The sequence below is a fragment of the Acidovorax sp. ACV01 genome, from assembly GCF_014851495.1.
GTDB classification, from domain to species: domain Bacteria; phylum Pseudomonadota; class Gammaproteobacteria; order Burkholderiales; family Burkholderiaceae_C; genus Acidovorax; species Acidovorax radicis.
Genome location: NZ_JACUZT010000011.1, coordinates 135155 through 154292, shown reverse-complemented (window position 1 = coordinate 154292; position 19138 = coordinate 135155). Strand labels below are relative to the sequence as shown.

24 protein-coding genes are annotated in these 19138 nt (G+C 63.2%); 3 read left to right on the top strand and 21 right to left on the bottom strand.

All coding sequences use genetic code 11. The features are described from left to right. Positions 1–9 precede the first annotated feature (9 nt). On the top strand, positions 10–192 hold the full coding sequence (locus IB243_RS25030) for a hypothetical protein (RefSeq protein WP_192429844.1): 183 nt from the start codon (positions 10–12) through the stop codon (positions 190–192). A gap of 4 nt (positions 193–196) precedes the next feature. Here the strand turns inward: IB243_RS25030 and IB243_RS25025 are convergent, their stop codons facing one another. From IB243_RS25025 to IB243_RS24940, 19 genes are all read right to left on the bottom strand, one after another. After that, positions 197–976, bottom strand: a complete 780-nt coding sequence (locus tag IB243_RS25025) for a hypothetical protein (protein ID WP_192429843.1) — start codon at positions 974–976, stop codon at positions 197–199. A gap of 71 nt (positions 977–1047) precedes the next feature. Continuing rightward, complete coding sequence (locus IB243_RS25020; RefSeq protein WP_192429842.1) at positions 1048–1503, bottom strand: hypothetical protein; 456 nt, start codon at positions 1501–1503, stop codon at positions 1048–1050. Continuing rightward, on the bottom strand, positions 1500–1835 hold the full coding sequence (locus IB243_RS25015) for a hypothetical protein (protein WP_192429841.1): 336 nt from the start codon (positions 1833–1835) through the stop codon (positions 1500–1502). Before IB243_RS25015 ends, IB243_RS25020 begins: the two co-directional genes overlap by 4 nt. 6 nt (positions 1836–1841) lie before the next feature. Next, the gene (locus IB243_RS25010) at positions 1842–2873 is read right to left on the bottom strand and encodes a major capsid protein (protein ID WP_192429840.1); all 1032 of its coding nucleotides are present in this window, start codon (positions 2871–2873) and stop codon (positions 1842–1844) included. A gap of 38 nt (positions 2874–2911) precedes the next feature. Further along, on the bottom strand, positions 2912–3571 hold the full coding sequence (locus tag IB243_RS25005; RefSeq protein WP_192429839.1) for a head decoration protein: 660 nt from the start codon (positions 3569–3571) through the stop codon (positions 2912–2914). Between the two features lie 40 nt (positions 3572–3611). Further along, positions 3612–4943, bottom strand: coding sequence for a S49 family peptidase (locus IB243_RS25000; protein WP_192429838.1), 1332 nt, complete (start codon positions 4941–4943; stop codon positions 3612–3614). Then, on the bottom strand, positions 4940–5380 hold the full coding sequence (locus IB243_RS24995) for a hypothetical protein (RefSeq protein WP_192429837.1): 441 nt from the start codon (positions 5378–5380) through the stop codon (positions 4940–4942). Before IB243_RS24995 ends, IB243_RS25000 begins: the two co-directional genes overlap by 4 nt. Continuing rightward, the gene (locus IB243_RS24990; protein ID WP_225585323.1) at positions 5377–7032 is read right to left on the bottom strand and encodes a phage portal protein; all 1656 of its coding nucleotides are present in this window, start codon (positions 7030–7032) and stop codon (positions 5377–5379) included. The genes IB243_RS24995 and IB243_RS24990 overlap by 4 nt, the downstream gene beginning before the upstream one ends. 1 nt (position 7033) lies before the next feature. Beyond that, complete coding sequence (locus tag IB243_RS24985; protein WP_192429836.1) at positions 7034–7285, bottom strand: hypothetical protein; 252 nt, start codon at positions 7283–7285, stop codon at positions 7034–7036. Next, on the bottom strand, positions 7282–8016 hold the full coding sequence (locus tag IB243_RS24980; protein WP_192429835.1) for a hypothetical protein: 735 nt from the start codon (positions 8014–8016) through the stop codon (positions 7282–7284). Before IB243_RS24980 ends, IB243_RS24985 begins: the two co-directional genes overlap by 4 nt. Positions 8017–8194: 178 nt before the next feature. Next, entirely contained in the window at positions 8195–8716 is a 522-nt protein-coding gene (locus IB243_RS24975) for a hypothetical protein (protein WP_192429834.1), read from the bottom strand. Next, positions 8716–10797 (bottom strand): phage terminase large subunit family protein, encoded by a 2082-nt coding sequence (locus tag IB243_RS24970; protein ID WP_192429833.1) that lies wholly within the window; start codon positions 10795–10797, stop codon positions 8716–8718. Before IB243_RS24970 ends, IB243_RS24975 begins: the two co-directional genes overlap by 1 nt. A 55-nt stretch (positions 10798–10852) precedes the next feature. Then, positions 10853–11101 (bottom strand): hypothetical protein, encoded by a 249-nt coding sequence (locus tag IB243_RS24965; RefSeq protein WP_192429832.1) that lies wholly within the window; start codon positions 11099–11101, stop codon positions 10853–10855. Between the two features lie 126 nt (positions 11102–11227). Next, positions 11228–13033, bottom strand: a complete 1806-nt coding sequence (locus tag IB243_RS24960; protein ID WP_192429831.1) for a DNA cytosine methyltransferase — start codon at positions 13031–13033, stop codon at positions 11228–11230. Continuing rightward, on the bottom strand, positions 13033–13605 hold the full coding sequence (locus IB243_RS24955; RefSeq protein WP_192429830.1) for a hypothetical protein: 573 nt from the start codon (positions 13603–13605) through the stop codon (positions 13033–13035). The genes IB243_RS24960 and IB243_RS24955 overlap by 1 nt, the downstream gene beginning before the upstream one ends. A 4-nt stretch (positions 13606–13609) precedes the next feature. Next, positions 13610–13915, bottom strand: coding sequence for a glyoxalase superfamily protein (locus IB243_RS27525; protein ID WP_370540389.1), 306 nt, complete (start codon positions 13913–13915; stop codon positions 13610–13612). A gap of 273 nt (positions 13916–14188) precedes the next feature. After that, entirely contained in the window at positions 14189–15892 is a 1704-nt protein-coding gene (locus IB243_RS24950) for a DUF5906 domain-containing protein (protein WP_225585322.1), read from the bottom strand. After that, positions 15885–16955 carry a toprim domain-containing protein gene (locus IB243_RS24945; protein ID WP_192429829.1) on the bottom strand — a complete coding sequence of 357 codons (1071 nt, stop codon included), beginning with the start codon at positions 16953–16955 and terminating at the stop codon, positions 15885–15887. The genes IB243_RS24950 and IB243_RS24945 overlap by 8 nt, the downstream gene beginning before the upstream one ends. After that, positions 16955–17341, bottom strand: a complete 387-nt coding sequence (locus IB243_RS24940; protein ID WP_063462585.1) for a hypothetical protein — start codon at positions 17339–17341, stop codon at positions 16955–16957. Before IB243_RS24940 ends, IB243_RS24945 begins: the two co-directional genes overlap by 1 nt. Positions 17342–17625: 284 nt before the next feature. Between IB243_RS24940 and IB243_RS24935 the strand changes: the two genes are divergently transcribed. Next, on the top strand, positions 17626–17853 hold the full coding sequence (locus IB243_RS24935; protein WP_192429828.1) for a hypothetical protein: 228 nt from the start codon (positions 17626–17628) through the stop codon (positions 17851–17853). Between the two features lie 82 nt (positions 17854–17935). On the opposite strand, the gene IB243_RS24930 is transcribed toward IB243_RS24935, so the two are convergent. Then, positions 17936–18262, bottom strand: coding sequence for a hypothetical protein (locus tag IB243_RS24930; RefSeq protein WP_192429827.1), 327 nt, complete (start codon positions 18260–18262; stop codon positions 17936–17938). Beyond that, the gene (locus tag IB243_RS24925; RefSeq protein ID WP_192429826.1) at positions 18255–18536 is read right to left on the bottom strand and encodes a YdaS family helix-turn-helix protein; all 282 of its coding nucleotides are present in this window, start codon (positions 18534–18536) and stop codon (positions 18255–18257) included. The genes IB243_RS24930 and IB243_RS24925 overlap by 8 nt, the downstream gene beginning before the upstream one ends. Positions 18537–18612: 76 nt before the next feature. On the opposite strand from IB243_RS24925, the gene IB243_RS24920 reads away from it, so the two are divergent. Further along, the gene (locus IB243_RS24920) at positions 18613–19113 is read left to right on the top strand and encodes a helix-turn-helix transcriptional regulator (RefSeq protein ID WP_192429825.1); all 501 of its coding nucleotides are present in this window, start codon (positions 18613–18615) and stop codon (positions 19111–19113) included. The last annotated feature ends 25 nt before the right edge of the window (positions 19114–19138 follow it).

Here is a 19138-nt window from a genome sequence, read left to right as displayed (position 1 = left end):
GAGGATCAGATGAAAGGTTTGTTGTGGTGCTTCGCCCTGGTTGGCGCAGGCATTCCGCTGGCCCTGTTGGGCCTGCTGGTGGATTCGGAGCGCCTGATGGCGCTGGGTGGCGGGGCCATCGCCACCGTAGTGGTGGGATGGCCCGTGCTGGTGCTGATGGGCGCCGTACAGACGTCTGTACGGCGCGGCTGACCTATCAGATCGCGGCGCCTGGCGTGCGGACTTCGTAGGGCTCGGTCTTGCCGGGTGGCGTAACGAGTTTTCCGCTCAGGGTGATGGGCGTGAAATCAGAGCCCAAGAAGTCGAAACCGTTGCTGGAGCCAAGGACTGCCTCCCATACGTCGACTTCAAGGGGCGAACTGTCCACCATGTTCTGACCGTCAAAGAACACCTGGGTGCGCACTTGGGTCACACGCCCGCCCAGGATCTTCTTGCCGTCCACGGCGCCATACATCCCCGTGAGCTTCAGGACAGCCGCAGCAGCGGGCGCACCAGCGGCTGTGGACTTGAACCGCACTTCGCCGCGCAGCCAGTTCATGTCGTAGTGCGTGCCCAGCACATAAGTGACGGTGTCGCCAGCGTTGGTGAATTCGAAGCCCGCTTCGGCGATGTTGCGCTTGCCCAATGGCAGCCATACGTCCAGCGCCGTCAGCGTGAAGTCCTGCGCAGCGAAGGCGCCTGAACTCTGCGTGAGCGACTGCACAATGCCCTGAAACTGCATCGCCAAAACCTGCACACTGGCTGCAGACAGCTCAATCGTGATCTCGGTGGGCTTGGGCAGCACCACCGAAGCGCGTGCCTGGCCGTAGTCTTTGTGCGATCTGGACTCGCTGGTCTTTTCTTCGCTGTTCGGCTTGATCTCGAATTTGTCAGCATCGAGCGGATCGCCCTTGCCTGCATAGGCCAGCGCTACGGTATCCCAAATGTTGAAAGACACCAGGCCACCGGCCAGGATTGCACGTGCGGTAGTGGTCATGATCATTTCCCTTCAGAAACGAAGAGGCCCGCACTGCGGCGGGCCTCGGGTTGGTTGATTCGATTCGGGTGTCAGCCCGGATCGCGGTAATCGATGGTGAACAGGCCCAGCACAAGGCCACCTCCCACATCGATGTTTTCAAGGCGGTAGAGCACGTCGCCTTCGACAACGCCACGGCCTTCGATCTGCACCAGCTTGACGATCTCTGGCATGCAGCTGCGGATGACGCGTTTGGCCGCCCGGTAGTCGGCATGTGCGCCTTGCCGGTCGTTTTCGGTGCGGTTGATCGCCCCAACCGAGAAGCCGTAGGTGCGCTTTTGCGACTGGCCCGGCTGCCCGATGAGCTTGTCGGCCTGGTCCTCGAAAAAGACGATGCGGGCGCCGTCCTGCAGGTCGCTGGACCGCTTGGGGTTGTCCAGCACCTTGGCACCAGCCAGGGCTGGGGCCTGCCGCAGCGCAGCAACGATGGTCGCGCCGATGGCGAAGGGGGCGCCCTCCGGCAGGGTGTCAGGCTTGAGCACGCTCATGGCGACACGCTGCCCAGCAGCGCCTCCATCTCCATGCCGTCGTTCACGCGCTGGGGGTTGTCCAGCACACGAAACCGGGCGCCTACGGCGATGCTGAGGGCCGGGATAGCCTCCTTGGCCACCAGCACGTCATCAGCGCGGACATCCTGCGTGACAGGCATCTGCACCTTGCGTGTGACGGCCATGGCGCGGCCGTCCAGGGCCTCCGCATCCACCACCCCGAAGATCGCCGTCACGTCCACGTCAGCGACCGATGGCCGCTGGCGCGTGAAGGTGGTGGCGAAGTCGGGGCCGTAGAACACGGTGTCCATGTCTTCTTCGAGATCCAGCATGGCCGATCAGCGCACCTTGATGCGCATCGTGGCGTTGACGCGGTACGGAACCAACAAGGGCGCCGACTGCAGCAGCAGGTAGCGCATGCTGGGGTCCTGTTCCAACCAGCTCTTGGGAAAGTAAGGCAGGGCCTGCAGCGAATCGTGGTCAAGGATGGCGCCGAAATGGCGCGTGCCCTCCACCAGGTCTGGCGCGGCGGTGCAGATCACCGTGAAGGCGGGCAGCAGCGTTTTCTGTTGGGCCTCTTCGTCGCCTGGCTCAATGCCCCACCCGCTGTAGGTGTAGATGTTGAAGCCATCCACGATACCCTGGAACACCAGGCCTTCGCGGTTGTGGGCGTCTTGCTGGATGGTGCTGTTGCCACGATAACGGTCGAGGCGCTCCTTCACGTCAGGATCGGCGCGGAACACCTTCCAGGCGTCGATGGTCATCGTCACGTCGCTGATGCCAACGCCTGTCAACTTGACCATGGTGTCCGACCAGTCCTGCAGGCTATCGAGTGGCTTGACGCCGTTCTCGCCCCAGCGCTCCGCGTTTTGCAGGTTGATGGTGAGGTCCTGGTGGCGCCCGAAGTCCACGACCGCCTTTGGGTACTGGGGTGCCTGGACAACGACCTTGCCAGCGTAGAGCACCTGGGCCGCCATCCATTCGAGGCGGCGCTCCAGGCCATCAATCTGATCTTGGAGATCCTGCGCCACCAGCAACTCCATGCGCTGCTCGGCGGACAGCTCCTCACCACCAATTTTCTCGCCCATGGCACGCTTGACGGCGCGACCCGGGTGAAACACGCGCTTGTCCTTGATGTACGCAGGCTTGAAAGTGTCAGTACGGAAACCACGGCTGGCGACTACCTGGCCAGCCACCAGAGGGCTGACAAACGGAGCCATGCGGCGCGGCTTGTTCTCGATGTCGAAGTGGATTTCTTCGGATTCGTCTTGCTGGACGTTGATGAAGTAGCGGTTTGCGAGGCCCAGGTTGGGCACGCGCAGCTCTTCGACGACAGCGACCAGGCTGTCAGTGCTGAAGATATCGGGCATGGTGTAAGGCTCCTATGTGTTGGGGTTGTGGTTGGGCCTCAGACCGGCACTTGGCCGATGAGGAAAATGCCCTTGTCGCGGAGCACTGCGCGCGTGGAATCCACGGTGTGGGCTGCGCCGAAGATGACGTCGTCGGAGATGAAGTCGCCGCGCGTGTAGGCAATGGTGGGTGCCGGTGCCAGGGTGGCATCGGTGTCTTCGGCCAGGATGGCTTCGGGCACCTGGGAGCCGTCATTGGCTGTGGAGAGGCTTTGCACAAAGCCGCCGAGACCCGCCGCAACGGTGATGTTGAAACGGTCGCCCACGATGAAGTCCGTTGCGCCATCGGCAATGGTGAACTTGATCTGGTTGGCGAAGGTGGCACCCACGGCGATGGTGCCGAGCGAGTAGCCATCCGGAGCCACCACTGTGAACGTGCCGCCATTGGCGGCGGCAGTGGTGCAGGTGACGGCATAGACACCAGCCTGGGCGCCATCGAGACGGGGAACCGCATCGAGGGTCAGTACACCGTTGCCGGTGTTGCCACCAGCCTTGGCGGCCGAGGTGGCATCGCCCAGCGTCACACGGCCCAGCAAGGTGCCGCGTGCATGGTTGCCTGCCAGCAGCGAGATGGATTCGCTGATCAGCAATGCAGCGTTGCCAGCGATGAGGCCACGGGGCACGTACCCCTGGCTCTTGTAAGTTGCAAGGAACGTCATGTTCTTGGTCCTTCAAATGGGTGTTGATGGAACCGGCGCCTTAGCGGCCCCGGAGTTCGTTGAAGGCTGCGGCAGCGCGCTTGCCGATGCTGCGGTCCGTGTCTTCGCCCTGATTCGTGGGCGCGGCGGAGGCGCTCCCAGGTGCGGCGGGCGGAGCATCCTGCTGGTGCTGGGCGGCAGCTGCTGAGGTGCGTGCGGCCTGGGCCTTGAGCACAGCAAGAGCGGCATCACCCGCAGAGGTCTTGCCGTCGAAGGCCAGGGTGTTGATCAGCTCCTTTTCGCCATGGGCGTCAAGAGCCAGCACGGCCTGAATGCGCTCACGCTCTTGCGTGGCGCCCAGGGCGAGGAATTCGCCGCGAAGCTGGGCGAAGAGTGGCGCGTGGTCCTGCTCGAAAGACGCACGCGTGATGGGGGTTTTGTTGTCAGGGTCAGCCATGACGGGTTCCTTTTCACGGGTTGTGGTTGTGTCTTTGGGCGCAGCACCGGCGCTTGGGGACGGGAGGGCCGCCACGGCAAAGACAGCCTTGCGGCGCTTTGCATACGGGGCGGGGTCAGTGGCCATGCTTTCCACCAATGCGTCGAGGGTGAGAACACCGTCCACCAACCCCGCATCAATGGCCTGCTGGCCACGGAACACACGGCCATCGGCCATGCGTTCCAGAACTTGCTCTGAAGTGGTGTCGCGATATGCCGCGACCTGATCCACGAGCAGCGAATAGACGTAGTCCACATCGTCTTGAACCACGGCGCGGGCTTCATCGCTCAGAGGTTCGTTGGACTTCGAAAGGCGTTTGTATTTGCCCGCGACGATGCTTTCCTCGCGCGAGCTGCTCGCGGGGTTGTAGCTGCGGTCCACCACCACGCCGATGCTGCCCACTTGCACGGTCGGGCCGCTGATGTACACGGCGTTTGCGGCGCAGCCGATCCAGTAGCCAGCGCTTGCCAGAACGCCGTCGCTGTGCGTGACGATGGGCTTGATCTTCGACAGCTCATACACTGCGGACGCCATTTCAGGCGTTCCGATGACATTGCCACCTGGTGTGTCCATCGCCAGGACGGTAGAGCACACTCGGGGATCGGCCGTGGCGCTTTCCAATTGCTTGGTCGCCATCTGCGTGCTCATGCCGCCGCTGACCTGCATGAACAGATTGGCCTTGGGCGCGATGATCCCGGACATGCGCAACACGGCCACGCCACCGGGCTCGACGGCGTACGCCTGCTGTTCGTTGGAGAGAGGCCTGCCCATGCGGGCTTCGAGGGCTGCGATGTCGATCTTTTCGCCGCGCAGGTGCGTGGCGTAGATCGCCTGGATCTCGCGCAGCTTTTCGGGCTCGATAGCCCAGACGCCCGTGATGAGGTCGAGCAGAGTCATGGGGTGGTGCCTTCCTTGGACTTCGGGGCCTGTTGTGCACGGCCGCCGACAATGAATTCGAGGATGGAGATCCGGTTGTCATGCCGGTTGTCCTGGCCTTGCAGGCTGCGCAACTCGGTGTAGGCCCAGCCGACCAGGCCCAGCGATGACACCGCGACGGAGCCCACGAGCTTCCAGGTCCAGCTGTGGACCTTGAGTTCGGAGCTGATCTGCTTGATCGAGTGCGCGTGTTCGTCGGACAGCTGGAACAGGCGGCGCTGGTTCGCGTCGAACGACACCAAGCGCTCTTGCAGCACGGCGGATTGGCTGCTCACGGTGCTTTGTTGCTGGCTGATGGCAAGCAGCAGGCCCTTGAGTTCCGAGTAGTTGAGCAGCAGGGTGTCCACACGCTCAGCCAGGATCGCGACCTGTTCGGCAGAAATGGTTTTCTCGGTCATGCGGGTACCGCTTCGTTTTCGACGGCATCCTCTTTTGAGGGCTCGGGCGATGGCTTGGGCGAGTTCTGTGGAGCTGCTGCGCCCGCCTTGGGCACAGGGAGCATCTGTGCTTTGCGCAGGCGCGATTCTTCGGCTTCCTTCTGGTCGAAGGTGTCGTTCCAATCGGTGCCAAACAACTCCCACTCGGCGCGCTCGCGAGACATGAACCGCGCGTCAACAGCAGCGCTGTATGCAGCTACCTCATCCTTGGGGTTGATGCTGCCCATGCTGTCGCCATGCCAAAGTGCGCGGGTGTATGCCCAGCGCAGCAGGGGGTCGGTGAAGAACCCTGGTGCGGAGACACGGCCCCGAGACACCGCCTCGGCAAGCCATGTTTCGTACACAGGCTGGCAGAAGCTGCGGGAGAGCCAAGTGCGCACCGAGCGGAAATAGATGCCTGCATCGAGCAGCGCAGCCTTGCTGGCGGAGTAGCTGGCGTCGAACTTCTTGACCAGCAGTTCGTAGGGGATGCCAAGCGCCATGCCGATCTGGCGCAGCACCGCTTGCACGAACGGATCGAAATTGGGATTGGGTCGAAGCGGGTTTGCAAAAGTAGCTTCTTCGTCTTTCGCTAGATCGACAATTGCTGCCGGTCCCATCTCGAACGAATTGCTGCCATTCCCACCCTCGCCCGGAGCGCCCTCGCCCTGGAAGATGGGCGCAGCAGCGGAGCCCGAGCTGCTCTTGATGAAAACGGTGAAATAGCTGCTGATGACAGCAGCTGCAATCTCGGCCTCGGTGTAACGCGTGAGCTGCTTGATGCAGCCAACGATGGGCGCCAGGTAGGGCACGCCGCGAGGCATCTCGGGCCGCAGCTTGCGGTAGTGGTGCAGGATGCGCCGACGCCCAGACCTGCCCAGGCGTTCGTACCAGCGGCCTGCCCAGCGGTTGCCCGCGACACGCACGCCACCGGGGTGGTGGTCGTAGATGAAGAAGGCCATGGGCACGCCGCCCTGACCCATGCGGACCCCGCCCGCGACTTCTTCGGTGTCGCGTGTTCCCTGAGGATTGCCGCAGCGATCACCCTCCAGCAACTGAATGCGGAGGCGGTAGGGCTGCGTGGAGGTGGGCTCGCCGTCAGGCAGGATGGTGAAGGTATCGCCGCTCTCCAGCGTGCTCCGCAACAGCAGCCCTTGTTGTTCGTAGAAGTTGAGCGTGCCAGCGATGTCGCATTCAGGGCTGTCAGCCCAGAGGCTGAACTCGGCCTGTACGTGCATCTTCCAGGCCACGGACTCTTCAACGCTCCAACCCAGGATGCCACGGTGCGGCTGTGCGCTGAGAGCAAGGCCAGTGCCGACGACGCGATCCACGTTGGTGTTGATGGCGCCCAAGGCGATGGGACTGGTACGCACCAGGTCGCGCGATTGCCCGCGCTGCAGTGGAAGGTGCTTGAGGCTGTCGGCCTTGGCATCGCGGGGTGCGGGCCGCCAGCGGCGTGAGCCGCCATCGTCGCGCGTGCCCGTGGCGTCGTCAGACCCAAATAGGGCGTTTTCGCCGCCAAGAGAGCCACCGAGCGACGCGATCACATCGAACTGCATCTTGCTCTTGAGGCGGTTCACGGCATAAGTCGGCGCCACCCGGCTCACAAGGCGGTCGAGGAGGGAAGCGTGCATGTCAGCACCTCGGGCGTAGGTAGGAGACGCGCCCACGGCGTGTGGCTGCGGCCGTCAGTGTGGCGATCTCGATGCGTACTTCGCGGATGCCGTTCTGCACCTGTTCCAGCTCGGCCCGGCGTGTGCGGCGGGCAGTGCCGCCCTGCCCCACTGTGTATTCCTGCGACTGCAGGATGCGGGTCTCTGCCTCCAGGTAGTTCGCCAGACGCCGCTGCGCCAGCTCCAACGGGGTGACTGCTGGTGCCGTGCTCATGCCCGCCCCCCACGCGCCACCATGGCGGCCATGGCTTTCTGGAATTCGGGCTGGAAGCGCTGCAGTGCCACGCGCTGAACCACGCCCGTGAAGTCCAGGCGCTTGCCGTAAGTGGGCGCGTCGTTGGTGAAAACGAACAGCGCACGGATGCGCTTGCCCTCCCGGCGCCAGATGCCGTCTGGCCGGTTGCCACCGTTGGGCTTGCCGACGAACAGGTCGTTTGCCAGCTTGCGGCCACGCCCCGCCTTCTGGCCCTGGGCACCGACACCACCTCGGATGTTCTTGAGTGCCGCCAGGATGGTGCGAACCTCGGCGCCCTTGACGTTGCCGTTCGCGTCCAGCGACAGGCCCATACCTGGCATGGAGAATTGGCCCGCGCCCAGTACACCGGCGTAGCGCATGGCGGCCTCCGCGCGCTTGTGCTTGCGGCCACCGCCTTCGACCTGGGGGAGCAAGAAGTTCTCGGGCGCAACGCCTGCAGCACTGGTCTTGACCATCACCCGCGCACTCAATGTGTCTTTGGTCGCGGGCTCAATGCGCAGCGAGTTCAGGGTGTAGGCCACGGGGTTGCCGAACACCGAGCGCATCTCGGCGGGCAGCTCGATCTTGGCCGCGTGCTGCGCGGTGCGCGTGAGCGCCGTGGATGCGGCGTACGGCACGATGCGAGCGGGCACGTCACGCACCGATGCGATCACATCGGCCATGTTGCCGCTGCGGCGAATTTCAAGCATGTTTGGAAGCCCCAAAAGAAAGCCCCCGGGGCCTTTCGGCTGCCGGGGGCATGCTGCACAACTGCGTTGTGGACTATTGATTTTCAGGCTGGCGGACTTTTGAGACCTACCTGAATTGGGGCCAATTTTGGGCCAAAGTGTGACATCGAATCAATCCCTAAATTGTGACCTCTGGAGGTCACACTTTAGGTGTTGACAGTCCGTGTGGAAGTGCGTCCCGCGCCTGAATGTTTTGCTCGTGCAAGGCCTTCGCGGAGATATGGACCGTTTTCCGGAACGTCTCCAGCAGGCGGTAGAAGTGGCGCGTGGATATGCCCAACGCCCCTGCCGCTGCCTTGATGGGCTTGACTCGGTGCACGTAGTACAGGGCGAAGACACGCTTGTCCAACTGGTCCGGCTGACATGTGTAGGCCAGGTGAAATGCAGCCAACTCGGCACTATTGATGGCATCTGGCCCACCTGCCTGAACAGGCCGAGACGAAGTTCCACTTAGTTGCCCCAGTATTGAGCCCATTTGTGGAGGCGGACCATACAGGCGCCGGGATCTCGTCCAGGCTACCCAGCGCTCGCACAGGTCGTCGAGGTCGCGCTGCTCTTCGTCCAGTGCGGGCATCTCGTCGCTTTCACGCCCTATAGGCCCTGGCGCTGCGAGACGCAGAGCTTCGGTGTCGTACTGGTCTTTTCTATTTTTGGTCGTCATCAACGAAGTCCTCTAGAACGCATCCGGCGCCCTGTCGGTGCCGGGGGTTGAAAGATAGGTGCCGAGGGCACGCTCAGCGCAGGCGGGGGTACAGACGTCTGTACGGTCGAGATCGCTGGCTCCGGCGCTGCAGGTGCCAAGGACGGTGGGGCAGATACAGCAGGCTCTGGAGCTGACTTGACTGGAACGACAGGCGCTGGGAGAGCGAACAAGTCATGGTTGCGAGGTATCAGCTTGTCGCGCAGCCGTTGCCAATCGAGCGCGGACCACTTGTGCAGGCCCAACCGGTAGGCCATGGCAGTGTTGTAGACCGAAAGGTCGAGCGGCTCATTGCGGGCGCCGTTGGGCTTTACCCACTCCCGCACGGCCCTTCCTTTCACATACCGGGTGCGAGGTTGCTCAACCACCAGCCCAGCAAACCACTCGGGCGGCAGGTACTTATGGAATCGCATTGCACCCGGCCCCTCGGCCAGGTGGAAGCGGTTGAACAGATAGTCCTTGGCAACGTCAGTACCGACCATCCAGCGCTCAACGCCCCCTGGCCGCTTTGTGCCGCCCCAGTCGATATCAACCTTGCTAGGCATGCTGCTGATGATGGGCCGATTCGGACGTGGTGATCCACCAAGCACCGTGCAGCCGACGTGCGCGCGGGCTGCACCGTAGTTGTACACATCCTGCGTATGGTGACCGGCTGCGTCGATGCCATCCGCGCTGATCATGATGGCACGCCCACTGGCGTGCAGCAGCGGGGTGCGTCGGATTTCATCGAGACGCGCCCATACGCTTTTGGGATCATCTGGCGAATCGGAAGGTAGGCCAGGCAGCACGACGTAGTCGATAACCCAATGCTGCATGCCCGGCCCCCACGCTTCGATCTGCACCTCAAGGCGCGTGTCTTGCGTGTCGGTGGCCATGGTCACAACCAGTGCTTCATCAGGGATCACGCGCGGTGCGTAGTCTTCGGCGCGGTCCTGCAGCTGCTTGGCGGTAGTGTTGGACTCGGTGTTCTTGTAGCTCAGGCCCAAGCGGGTGTTGTAGAACACCTGCATCCCTTCGTGATCGCCACGCCCCAAGCGCTCTTTGGCGCGTGCGTACTGCCGGGCCAGCGACAGCCAGGTAATGGCCCCGACGGGCATGTAGAAAGCCGACAGGGTGAAGCTGATCGTTTCACCGTCGCCCGTCGATGTTGCCACCCAGCGCGCCTCTCCACCCATGCCGACATCGGGCAGCATGGTGGTCTTGTGGTGTTCGTCGATCTCGAAGAAGCACGCAGGACACACGAACCATGCCCTATCCATGTAGCCTGTTTCCGGGTCGCGCTCATAGCGGAAGTTGTCCAACACCAAAGCATGAAGGTGACCGCAGTCTGGACAGGGAACGTGGTATTCCTCCTTGGTGCCCATCTCGAACAGGTCATCGATCTTGCTAAAGCCTTCGGTGCTCGGACTGCTGGTGTAGAAAAATTTGCAGTCGTTGGCGTACTGGGTGGCACGAGCTTCGGCCAGCTCTACAGGGTCACCTTCGTCGTCAACGTTCAACTCCAGGCGGTCGATTTCGTCCACATAGATGAAGGGAGCTGAAACTTCAGCCAGGTTGGCCGCAGAGCCTGCAGTGTTGATGTGCAGGGTAGCGTCGCCCTGGAAATCCTTGGCCTGCACGGTGTTGCGGCTGTCGCGGCTTTTGGTGGCTGATACCCGCTCGCGCAGCACCTGCACGTTGCGAATCATGGTGCTGACACGCGCAGAGAAACGTTTCACCAGCGTATCGGTAGGCTCCAAGGCCAGGATGTTGCGTGGCCTGCGGTGGATGATGGAACCGATCCAGTTCAAGGCCGTCTGCGTCTTGAACATCTGTGATGCCACCTTGGCCACCACACGTTTGCAGGGGTGGCCTGGAGAAAGCACCTGGTGCACACGCCGGGCGGGCGGGCTGCGGTCGAAGCGGAACGGCCCAGGCTGCGGGCTGCTCTTGGGCAGGATCACGAACTCCTCGGCCCATTCGTCCACGCGCAGCTCGGGGTCTGGCCGCGCGGCCTCCATGGCGGCGCGGATGACTAGTTCGTAGCCGTCAGCGAGGTTCATGCGAACCTCCCCATATCGTTTGTGCAAATCGACGCCGCAGACTGCGGCCTACTTGCTAGCTCCGCGCTGTTCTGTTCGGCAACCTTTCTCTCACGAGCGACGCGGCCTCTTGCGCGGACATGGCCTCCGGTACGAATATGGCGAAGCCAGGCTCTGAACCGAGCGCGATCGTATCCAAATGGAGTCGATATCGGTGCACCTGACCAGTAGCAGGGGCGCCCACCTCCAGCAGTTTGGATTTCTCGACAACTTCCACTTGACCATCCATAGCTCCGCCATAGAAGTGCGCTTTCACCAGTTTCATGATTGCTCCTTTCGATGTGATCAAAGCCATTCTGCCCCGCAAGGTGTGCCTGCCGAAGCGCATGCCCCATTGAGCCAACGGCTTTTGCACGCAGACGGCAATACGGGGACTGATGACGAGAGTCCATCAAGCGGCCCTCCGCATCGGAACCTTGCTGTTCCAGTTCGCCTCGATCACAGCACGCCCCAGCGGCGGTGGCACGGCGTTGCCACACATCCGCACCTGGGTGGACTTGCTAAAGGCGCGCCCGTCGTGGCCCCGGTCGATGATGTAGGTCTTGGGGAAGCCGTTCGCGTTGTACAGCTCGCGCGGGGTGAGCATGCGCAGCTGGATATCCACGATGACGTAGGGCGTGCCGCGTAGCCACACCGTGACCAGGGCGAGGCGGTCCTTGGTTGTGCTGGTGGACATGGGCTCGCGCATGTCGCCGAGCTGCCCGCCCTGACCGTAGTAGCGGATCAGGAAGGCTGCGCAGCGCAAGGCGCCCTCTTCCGCTTCGGGCGACAGCGTGTATTCGATCAAAGCGTGGTGTTCCCCACCCGCGGTCATCGTCGGCACCGGGTCGCGGATATCCTGGCCTGTGCAGTTCTGCCGAAGCGTGGCGAGGTGGGCGGTCACCAGCCTCTGTTGCGAACCTGTGGCAGTGCTTGTGGACAGAGGTTCGCGTGCGTCGCGCGCCGGGGTGGCGTTGAAGCCGCCGTTGGCCTGCTCAACAAACGCTGTGACGGCGGCGAACTTGCCAGCCCCTACCACCGTGCCCAAGGGCTGGCGCGCATCGAGGGCGCGCGGGGCCTGGCCTTCGCGTTCGCCGTAACCCATCTGCACCAGCGTGCCCACGGCCAGCGCCTGGCCGCCTCCGCTGGCGGTGACCGTGCCCACGGGTTCGCGCACGCTCTTGTTGCCATGGCTCCAGCGGGGGGCGTCGGGCGTGCCCTGGCCGTGCCCGGCCTGGACCATCACCGGAGCCACCACTGCATGCGACCCGCCGCGCGGCCAAGCCGTGACGGTTGAGAGCGGATCGCGGGCACTGGTCACCCCGTCGCGCGACCAATTGGCGATCTGCACGATGAATGGGTCGGCGCTGTCCAGGACGTACCGCTTCATGCCATGCGCTACACGGCGCAAGGTGGCATCGGCCAGCGGTTTCTCGCGCTCAAAGATGCTGCGGCCTTGAATGCTCCAATCGATGCACTCTGCGGCAGAGCGCCAGCGCTTCTGGCCCTTGGCCGGGTTCTTGAAGTGGGTTGGCTCCGGCCAGACGATGGGGGCGCCGTCGCAGCGCGCAACCATGAACAGGCGGCTGCGCGTGGTGGGGGCGCCGTAGTCGGCGGCGCACAAGATGCGCCAGTCGACCTCATAGCCGAGTTGCTGTAATTGCCGGACGAAAGCGCGCCAGGTCTTACCGGCTCGGGCCGGGTCAGGCACCAGGTGCTGCAGTTGCACCGGCACACGTTCGCCATCGGCAGCGACGGTGCCATCGAGCTTGACCACACGCCCGGTCTTTGGGCAGCGCTTGGCGATCAGCGGGCCCCACTGCAGGATCTGCTTGACGTTCTCCAGGGTGATCAGCCTTGGGCGCTTGACCCCGCCCCAGCGGCAGGCGATCCAGGCGAGGCCGCGCAGCTTCTTGCTGCGTGGCTGGCCGCCCCGTGCCTGGCTGTGATGTGTGCAATCAGGCGACAGGTGCAGCAAGCCCACCGCCCGCCCCTTGGTGGCCTTGCGTGGGCACACCTCGAACACGTCTTTCCAGTGGTGCTCAGTCTGGGGGTGGTTCGCTGCGTGCATGCTGCAGGCGTCTTCGTCGTGGTTGACGGCGATATCGACGTGGCGGCCGGTTGCCTGCTCGATGGCTTCGGACATGCCACCGCCGCAGGCGAACTCATCGACCAGCTGCTCATCGTCCAGGCCCAGAATGAATTGAGGGGTTTGCATCAGGTGGTTTCCTTTTTTGGCAACAGCGCCGCCATGCGGACCTCGAAGCCCTCCAGCGCCTTGCGTGTTTCATCGGTGATGACGTGTTCGATCTCGCGGGAGTCGGCAAGTCCGATGCATCGAGGGGCGGCGCGCTGGCCGATGACCATCACGGAGTCACGGAAGGCGCGGACCGCGTCGAAGATCCCGCGCTCGACCAATGAGCGCTCCACCAGCAGTCCAGCCTCACGGCGGTTTTCCCGCTCCGCCCTTTCGTAGTCCGCTTTCTCCCGCAGCGTGCGGTAGTCGGCATATCCAGGCGTCGATGCGGCGCCCTGGGCCGAATCCGGGCCGCTGGTGGGCGTTTCTCCATCCAGCAAGGGGGAACCGGCATCGTTTGCAACAGCGCCCGCCGTGCGCTTGCTGTCGGCCCGGGCGCGGGTGTTCTTTGCCCACTGGATGTCCGCGACCTCGGGGTCAATCTTCCCGTCGATGAGGCTGATCCGGCCCTCCGCAATGGCTTTGCGCACGGCCTTTTCGTCGCAGCCACGGTGCCGCGCATAGGCCGCCTTGCTCAGGAGCTGCACAGCCATCGGACTATTTCCCCGAAACCGGACCAAACGCCGGACTTTTCCCAGCGCCTGCAACTAGCGCGCGCGCGGGGGTCGAATTACCCCCATGAGCAACGGCCCCAGGAGTACCTATAGGGGGGGTAGACAGTGGCAATACCACGGACGCGGCTGTGGTGGCCGACGCCGCCATCACAGCTTTCCAGCTCTGAAAGCCGCGCGACGCGGCCACCTGTTCCAGAGCTGCGTGGTGGGGCACACCCGTTGCCTTGCGGATGCGCTTCGCCTCGCGCTTCATGTTGTCTATCGCCGTCGATGTGATCACCTGAGCCATTCCCTTTTCCTTTCTTCTTTCAAAAGAACAAACCGAGTTACGCGCTTACACGCACGCGTAACACCACAACCCGCGCCACGCCTAGCGAGTTACGCGATTACGCGGTTACGCTGCACACGCACACACATGCATGCACGCACACACGCGCCCGCCTGCATGCCTGCGCACATACGCACACACAGGAGGCGCGTAACCGCGTAATCGCGTAACTACCCGCGCCAGTGCTGGGTTTTCGCGTTACGCACTTGCGTAACCGTGTAACTGCGTGGGCGCTCATTCATCACCTCCATCGGCATCGCCGCCATCGTGGGACGGGGAGCCAGACCCATAGCCGATGTACTTACGCAAGGCCACACCAAAGTCGGTGACAGAGCTTGTGGCCCATTCGGTCTCTGTCATGGTCACGTCGTCAGGCCCCGCGTCTGGCTTGCGCAAGACGGGCTCACAGACCAGCAGCATTCGGGTGGTTTTCTTGGCTTCACCTGGGCGCGTGACGTTCATGGCCTTGGTGCGCGCTGTCTTGCCCTGCCCCTCAGAAAACCGGGTGAGCGTGGGCGTGAACTGGTTGCGCTTGAACGGGTAGCGGTCACCAGTGCGCTGGCACCACTTGAGGTAAGCCGAATACGCCTGATCCACAGCGCACGCCTGGTAGGGCAGATCCAGCTCACCACTCGACCACTCCGCCCAGAACTGCTCAGGGCTCTTACGGTTGATCTCGATCAGCGCCTCTTTGGCCGCCGTCATGGGCGCGGGCGAATAGGGGTGAAACCCTTTGAGGGGGTACGTCAGCAGGAAGTGATAGAACGCCTCAGCCCCCCCGCTATCCCGCCACTCGCCCAGCTTTCGGTAGTAGTCGGGGTCTTTGGCCCGGGGCGTGTACACCACCAGATAGCGGCGGTCCGAGTTGTCCAGCGCCAGCGGCTGCAGCTCATTCGAGAGGAACACGATGTTCATCTGGTTCTTCTCTTCCCGACGAGCCAGGTTCTTCGGGTTGATCTGCACGGTGGGGCTGGTGATCAGCGCTTTCAACCGGTTCTTGTTGTGCACCAGTTCAGCGCGGCTAGACACCTCATCGCCCACCACAAACATCTTGCAGCTGCGCCAGTCGTTGAACTTATCCTCCAGTTCATCCTGGCCGACCAGGGCGCCATACTTTCCATAGATCGCCACCATGATGTCGAACAGGAAGTTCTTCCCCGCGCCCTCATCCCCGTGCATCACCACCGCCGTGCGCAGCTTGGCGCCAGGGTGCTGCAGCGGGTAAGCCAGCCAGCACAGCAGCCAGTGCATGATTTCATCGCACTCAGCATCGTGTTCGGCCGCCCGACTGGTCAGGTAGCGCACTAGATCAAGGATGGGGTCCACGTTGCCCTCCTTGGGCACCATGGCCATCCCGTCATACAGATTGACCGTCGTTTCTGGGTCGCACTGCATCGTGGGGTCAAACACCACATCATCCAGCCGCACCGTGCGCCGCCGCTCGCTGGACTTCCACATACGCACCATGTCCGCGCCGTGGGCGTGGCCCATGTTGGCGATCTTCATCTGCAGTCGCTCCGAGCCATCCCACACGGTGTCCGTGCCGTAGATCAGCACAAAGTGTTCGACCAGATGGTTGAACTTCCCCCAGTCGATGGTCTTTTCTTTCTTGCGCCCCTGCACCGGCTTGTCGCCAGCGGCGTCATCTGCAGGAGGCTCAGAAGGCTCCCCGGCGTCACCACCCCCATCCCCCGACATGCGCGCAGCTGCGCTACTTTGGGGGAGGGGGGGCGGGGCCGAGCTGGGGCCGCTTTCAGCATCAGATGACGCAGCACCACCGCCCTGCCCCTTGCCCGCGCCAAAGTCCACGCGAACGACAGAACTATCGTGCGGCGCTGGCGCGCCGGGTGCAACGTGCGCCTGCAATGCTTCGCTTGCAGTCGGTGCGGGCTCCACCGCCCCGCCCTGTGGCCCGCTGCCTGGCGTCGTTTCAGCCATAGCGCCTCGCCATCATCGTGACGACGCCAGACAGCTGCTTGCGCACGGCATTGAGGCCCTCACGCGCCTGCAGATCGTTGAAGTCGGTGTCTTTCTTGTCCCGCGTGTCCAGCTTGAATATGGGCCAGAGCAGGTCGCACCCCTCCACCTTTCGGGCCACAGCCCGGGCGGCATGGAGGCCAGGGTTGGTCAGATCGTGCGACACAGGGTCGCGCGTTTGCCAATCGTCGTCGGCCAGGATCAGGATGCGGGTGTGCGGGTACAGCTTGCGCAACAGCGGCACCACGTGCGCCAGGTTGCCCGCGTCCAGGGCAACGAACACCGGGTACTGTCCATCGATGGCCGCACGCGCCGTCAGACCCGTGGCATAGCCCTCCACCACAAACAGCAAAGGGGTGGCGGACACGCTGATATCGCCCAGGCGCAAGCAGCACCCCGGCTTGTCCATGCCCCGCTGGTATAGCTTCGCCCCATCCGGGCGGATGAACTGCAACGCCCGCAGCGCTTCCTCACGAGGCAAGTCGTACCGCAGCAGCGGCACCAGCAACGTGCCCTCGGGCAAGTGCACCCGCGTGTCATCTTCCCCAGGATCTCCCGGCCAGCGCAGCACAAAGGGCTCGGCCAGGTAACGGCAGGCCTCGCCCGTCACACCCTTGCGCTCCAGATAGGGCGAATGCCCATCCTTTACGCCCCGGCGCCACACATCGATGGCCTCAGCCATCGCGTTGGCAATCTCCGCTTTGCGCTCGACCGCAGCCCGGGCGCGCTGCGCACGCAGCTCCTCTGCCCGGCGCGCGCGCTCCTCGGGGGACAGGGGCGCCCACTCCACATCCACCTTCTGACTGGCCCCGCCGTGACGGTAGGTGCCAAACGTGCCAGTCACGTATGTGCCACCACCCTTGTCAGGGTCACGGCGGAAGAGATAAAGCTTGTACCAGTCCTTACCGCCCTTGCCGCACGTCACGCTCTTGGGCGTGTCCAGCTTCAGCGGCAAGTCTCGGCCTTCGCGCAGCTCGATGCCAAACTGCGCCATCTGGTAGAGCACCTGCTGATAGTTATCCATCAGCCGCGCCCTGCCCCGGTCAACCGCTCCAGGCGATGGGTCAACGCAGAGAACTGCCCCACCATGGCCTCCATCTGACGGGCCAGCACCTGCGCCTCTGTCTGAGGCTCCACGGGGACCGGGGGCGCGTAGCCCGCCTCACGCAGCAGATACGCCGTCAGGCCATGAAACCCCACCTCGCGCGCCAGGCGCATCAGCAGCAGCAACTGCGAAGGGCTCAGACGTTCGGCACGCGACCCGTTCAAGCAATCGAGCAGATGGCGCGCAGCAGTTTCCGGCGCCTTGTCAGGCCAGATCAGCGGCCCGACCTTCTTTGCGCCACCCAACGCCTTCACCGCATCCTTAGCGGCGTCCAGCTCATCTTCATATAGCAAAGGATCATTCACAGCAGCTCACCTCATGACTGTGCTGCCCGCAACGTTCCGAACGGTTCCGAATCATTCGGAACCGTTCGGAATGCTTTTTTTGGGCAAAAAAAAGAGACTTCAGTGCATGGCCCCATGCACTGAAATCACCATGAATAAAAAGCCCGCCAGCCGTGCGCCCAAGGAGGGAGGAAGGAACACGAAGGAAGGAAGCACGGCCACCGCTGCAAGCGGCCACGTGGCGGAAAATGACCCGTGGGCCTCGAACGCCCGCGAATCGAAAACAGGAACCCTTGAAGGAACACATGAGCAACGACAACACCCTGCCGCTGACAGCCGAAACAGCAAACGCCATCGTCAACGCCCTCGGCGCCTTGGTGTTCGCCACCGTGCGACAACTGCCAGCAGACAAGCAAGCAGCCTTTGCCAGCGACCTGGCACGACTGGCGAAGAACGAAGAGCGGCAGGGCCAGACAGCGACAGAAACCATCCTGCTGGACATGCACCGTGCTGCTGTGGCTGCGGCCAGCTGATCGCAGGGCAAACCACTACAAAACGCTTGGAGGCGACCCACGCCGAATACTGGGCTTCGAGGTTGTCGTGCGGCATAGCCAATCACCCTGTACTGCCGTCGTCAGCAGGCTTCGACAAGCGCGTGGCGGACCATTCGCTAAACCGGGCCTCCAGCTCATGCCCTCCAAGCAACGCGCCGGCATCCGGGTCAAGATTCATGGCCTGCATCACCCGGGCGCCTGCGGGCGATGCGCCCACCAGGTCATACAGCTCCACTGCGGCGGCCAGCAGTGCGCGCTCCTCGGGGCGGCGCGTCACGCTGAACGTTGTAGCGGTGAAGGACTTGCGGAACTCCAGCGTGGTGCCTGCGGCACCCGCCCAGCGTTCGGCCATGGACAGCAACTGGAGGGCGAAGGCTTCGTCAGACATGGACGGCCTCCTCCAGTACCTCAGCGGCCGCAGCATCCGCTCGCGCATAGACCCCGACCAGCTCAGGCCAGTTCTCATGCCAGTCGTCGGGGAAAAGATCGCGGCGGGACACCTCGCCTTGCGTGAACGTCTCGATCTTGACTGCCAGCTTGTGGGGGCAAGGGCGCTTGCCATCGGCAATCGCCCTCAAGAAAGCAACCGATGCTTCGCAGCCCCTGGCCATGGCTGTAGCACGACCGCGTTCCGCGTTGAAATAGGCTTTGAGTTTGCTCATAGGGCTTGCAGTATAGCGTTGCTATTCGTTAAACGGCAAGCCATGCTATCCAATTGCATGAATAGCATTGCTGTCCATGGCTGAGAGCACGAAAGAAGTTGTCCCCGACCACATCCGTACATCGGAGGGGGAAGCACTGCGCCGACTGATCGACTCCAGTGAGTTCAGCCAGCAGACGCTTGCTGCAGCGGCAGGGGTTGGCTCTAAAGGGTTCCTCTGGCAGATCATCAGCGGGCACCGCCCCCTCAACCTTGAGGCCGCCGCCAAACTCGCCAAGACGCTGAAAGTGAAGATCGACGCCTTCAGCCCTCGCTTGGCCGACGTCGTCCGCGAGACCAGCTCGCTCGTCCTACCCGCCAGCTATCTGCGTGAGCCAAACGGTGATTCACTCGCCAATGCGCCTATACCGATCAGCCGCGCGGCAGAGGCCCCAGCGCCACGCAGCGCATGGCCGTTCAGCAGCCTAACCCCAGCGGAGTACGCAATCATCAGCCCCGAGTCACGGGCTGAAATCGACGCCATAGTCAGGGGCATGTACATCGAAGCCAGCAAGCGGGGAAAGATTCAGGGAGCCTGACCCGACCTTCTGCTCAGATAATCCC

Excerpts from the sequence above, each read along its gene's own strand:
- IB243_RS25030 (WP_192429844.1), top strand. The coding sequence starts at position 10 with ATGAAAGGTTTGTTGTGGTGCTTCGCCCTGGTTGGCGCAGGCATTCCG.
- IB243_RS25025 (WP_192429843.1), bottom strand. The coding sequence starts at position 976 with ATGACCACTACCGCACGTGCAATCCTGGCCGGTGGCCTGGTGTCTTTC.
- IB243_RS25020 (WP_192429842.1), bottom strand. The coding sequence starts at position 1,503 with ATGAGCGTGCTCAAGCCTGACACCCTGCCGGAGGGCGCCCCCTTCGCC.
- IB243_RS25015 (WP_192429841.1), bottom strand. The coding sequence starts at position 1,835 with ATGCTGGATCTCGAAGAAGACATGGACACCGTGTTCTACGGCCCCGAC.
- IB243_RS25010 (WP_192429840.1), bottom strand. The coding sequence starts at position 2,873 with ATGCCCGATATCTTCAGCACTGACAGCCTGGTCGCTGTCGTCGAAGAG.
- IB243_RS25005 (WP_192429839.1), bottom strand. The coding sequence starts at position 3,571 with ATGACGTTCCTTGCAACTTACAAGAGCCAGGGGTACGTGCCCCGTGGC.
- IB243_RS25000 (WP_192429838.1), bottom strand. The coding sequence starts at position 4,943 with ATGACTCTGCTCGACCTCATCACGGGCGTCTGGGCTATCGAGCCCGAA.
- IB243_RS24995 (WP_192429837.1), bottom strand. The coding sequence starts at position 5,380 with ATGACCGAGAAAACCATTTCTGCCGAACAGGTCGCGATCCTGGCTGAG.
- IB243_RS24990 (WP_225585323.1), bottom strand. The coding sequence starts at position 7,032 with ATGCACGCTTCCCTCCTCGACCGCCTTGTGAGCCGGGTGGCGCCGACT.
- IB243_RS24985 (WP_192429836.1), bottom strand. The coding sequence starts at position 7,285 with ATGAGCACGGCACCAGCAGTCACCCCGTTGGAGCTGGCGCAGCGGCGT.
- IB243_RS24980 (WP_192429835.1), bottom strand. The coding sequence starts at position 8,016 with ATGCTTGAAATTCGCCGCAGCGGCAACATGGCCGATGTGATCGCATCG.
- IB243_RS24975 (WP_192429834.1), bottom strand. The coding sequence starts at position 8,716 with ATGACGACCAAAAATAGAAAAGACCAGTACGACACCGAAGCTCTGCGT.
- IB243_RS24970 (WP_192429833.1), bottom strand. The coding sequence starts at position 10,797 with ATGAACCTCGCTGACGGCTACGAACTAGTCATCCGCGCCGCCATGGAG.
- IB243_RS24965 (WP_192429832.1), bottom strand. The coding sequence starts at position 11,101 with ATGAAACTGGTGAAAGCGCACTTCTATGGCGGAGCTATGGATGGTCAA.
- IB243_RS24960 (WP_192429831.1), bottom strand. The coding sequence starts at position 13,033 with ATGCAAACCCCTCAATTCATTCTGGGCCTGGACGATGAGCAGCTGGTC.
- IB243_RS24955 (WP_192429830.1), bottom strand. The coding sequence starts at position 13,605 with ATGGCTGTGCAGCTCCTGAGCAAGGCGGCCTATGCGCGGCACCGTGGC.
- IB243_RS27525 (WP_370540389.1), bottom strand. The coding sequence starts at position 13,915 with ATGGCTCAGGTGATCACATCGACGGCGATAGACAACATGAAGCGCGAG.
- IB243_RS24950 (WP_225585322.1), bottom strand. The coding sequence starts at position 15,892 with ATGGCTGAAACGACGCCAGGCAGCGGGCCACAGGGCGGGGCGGTGGAG.
- IB243_RS24945 (WP_192429829.1), bottom strand. The coding sequence starts at position 16,955 with ATGGATAACTATCAGCAGGTGCTCTACCAGATGGCGCAGTTTGGCATC.
- IB243_RS24935 (WP_192429828.1), top strand. The coding sequence starts at position 17,626 with ATGAGCAACGACAACACCCTGCCGCTGACAGCCGAAACAGCAAACGCC.
- IB243_RS24930 (WP_192429827.1), bottom strand. The coding sequence starts at position 18,262 with ATGTCTGACGAAGCCTTCGCCCTCCAGTTGCTGTCCATGGCCGAACGC.
- IB243_RS24925 (WP_192429826.1), bottom strand. The coding sequence starts at position 18,536 with ATGAGCAAACTCAAAGCCTATTTCAACGCGGAACGCGGTCGTGCTACA.
- IB243_RS24920 (WP_192429825.1), top strand. The coding sequence starts at position 18,613 with ATGGCTGAGAGCACGAAAGAAGTTGTCCCCGACCACATCCGTACATCG.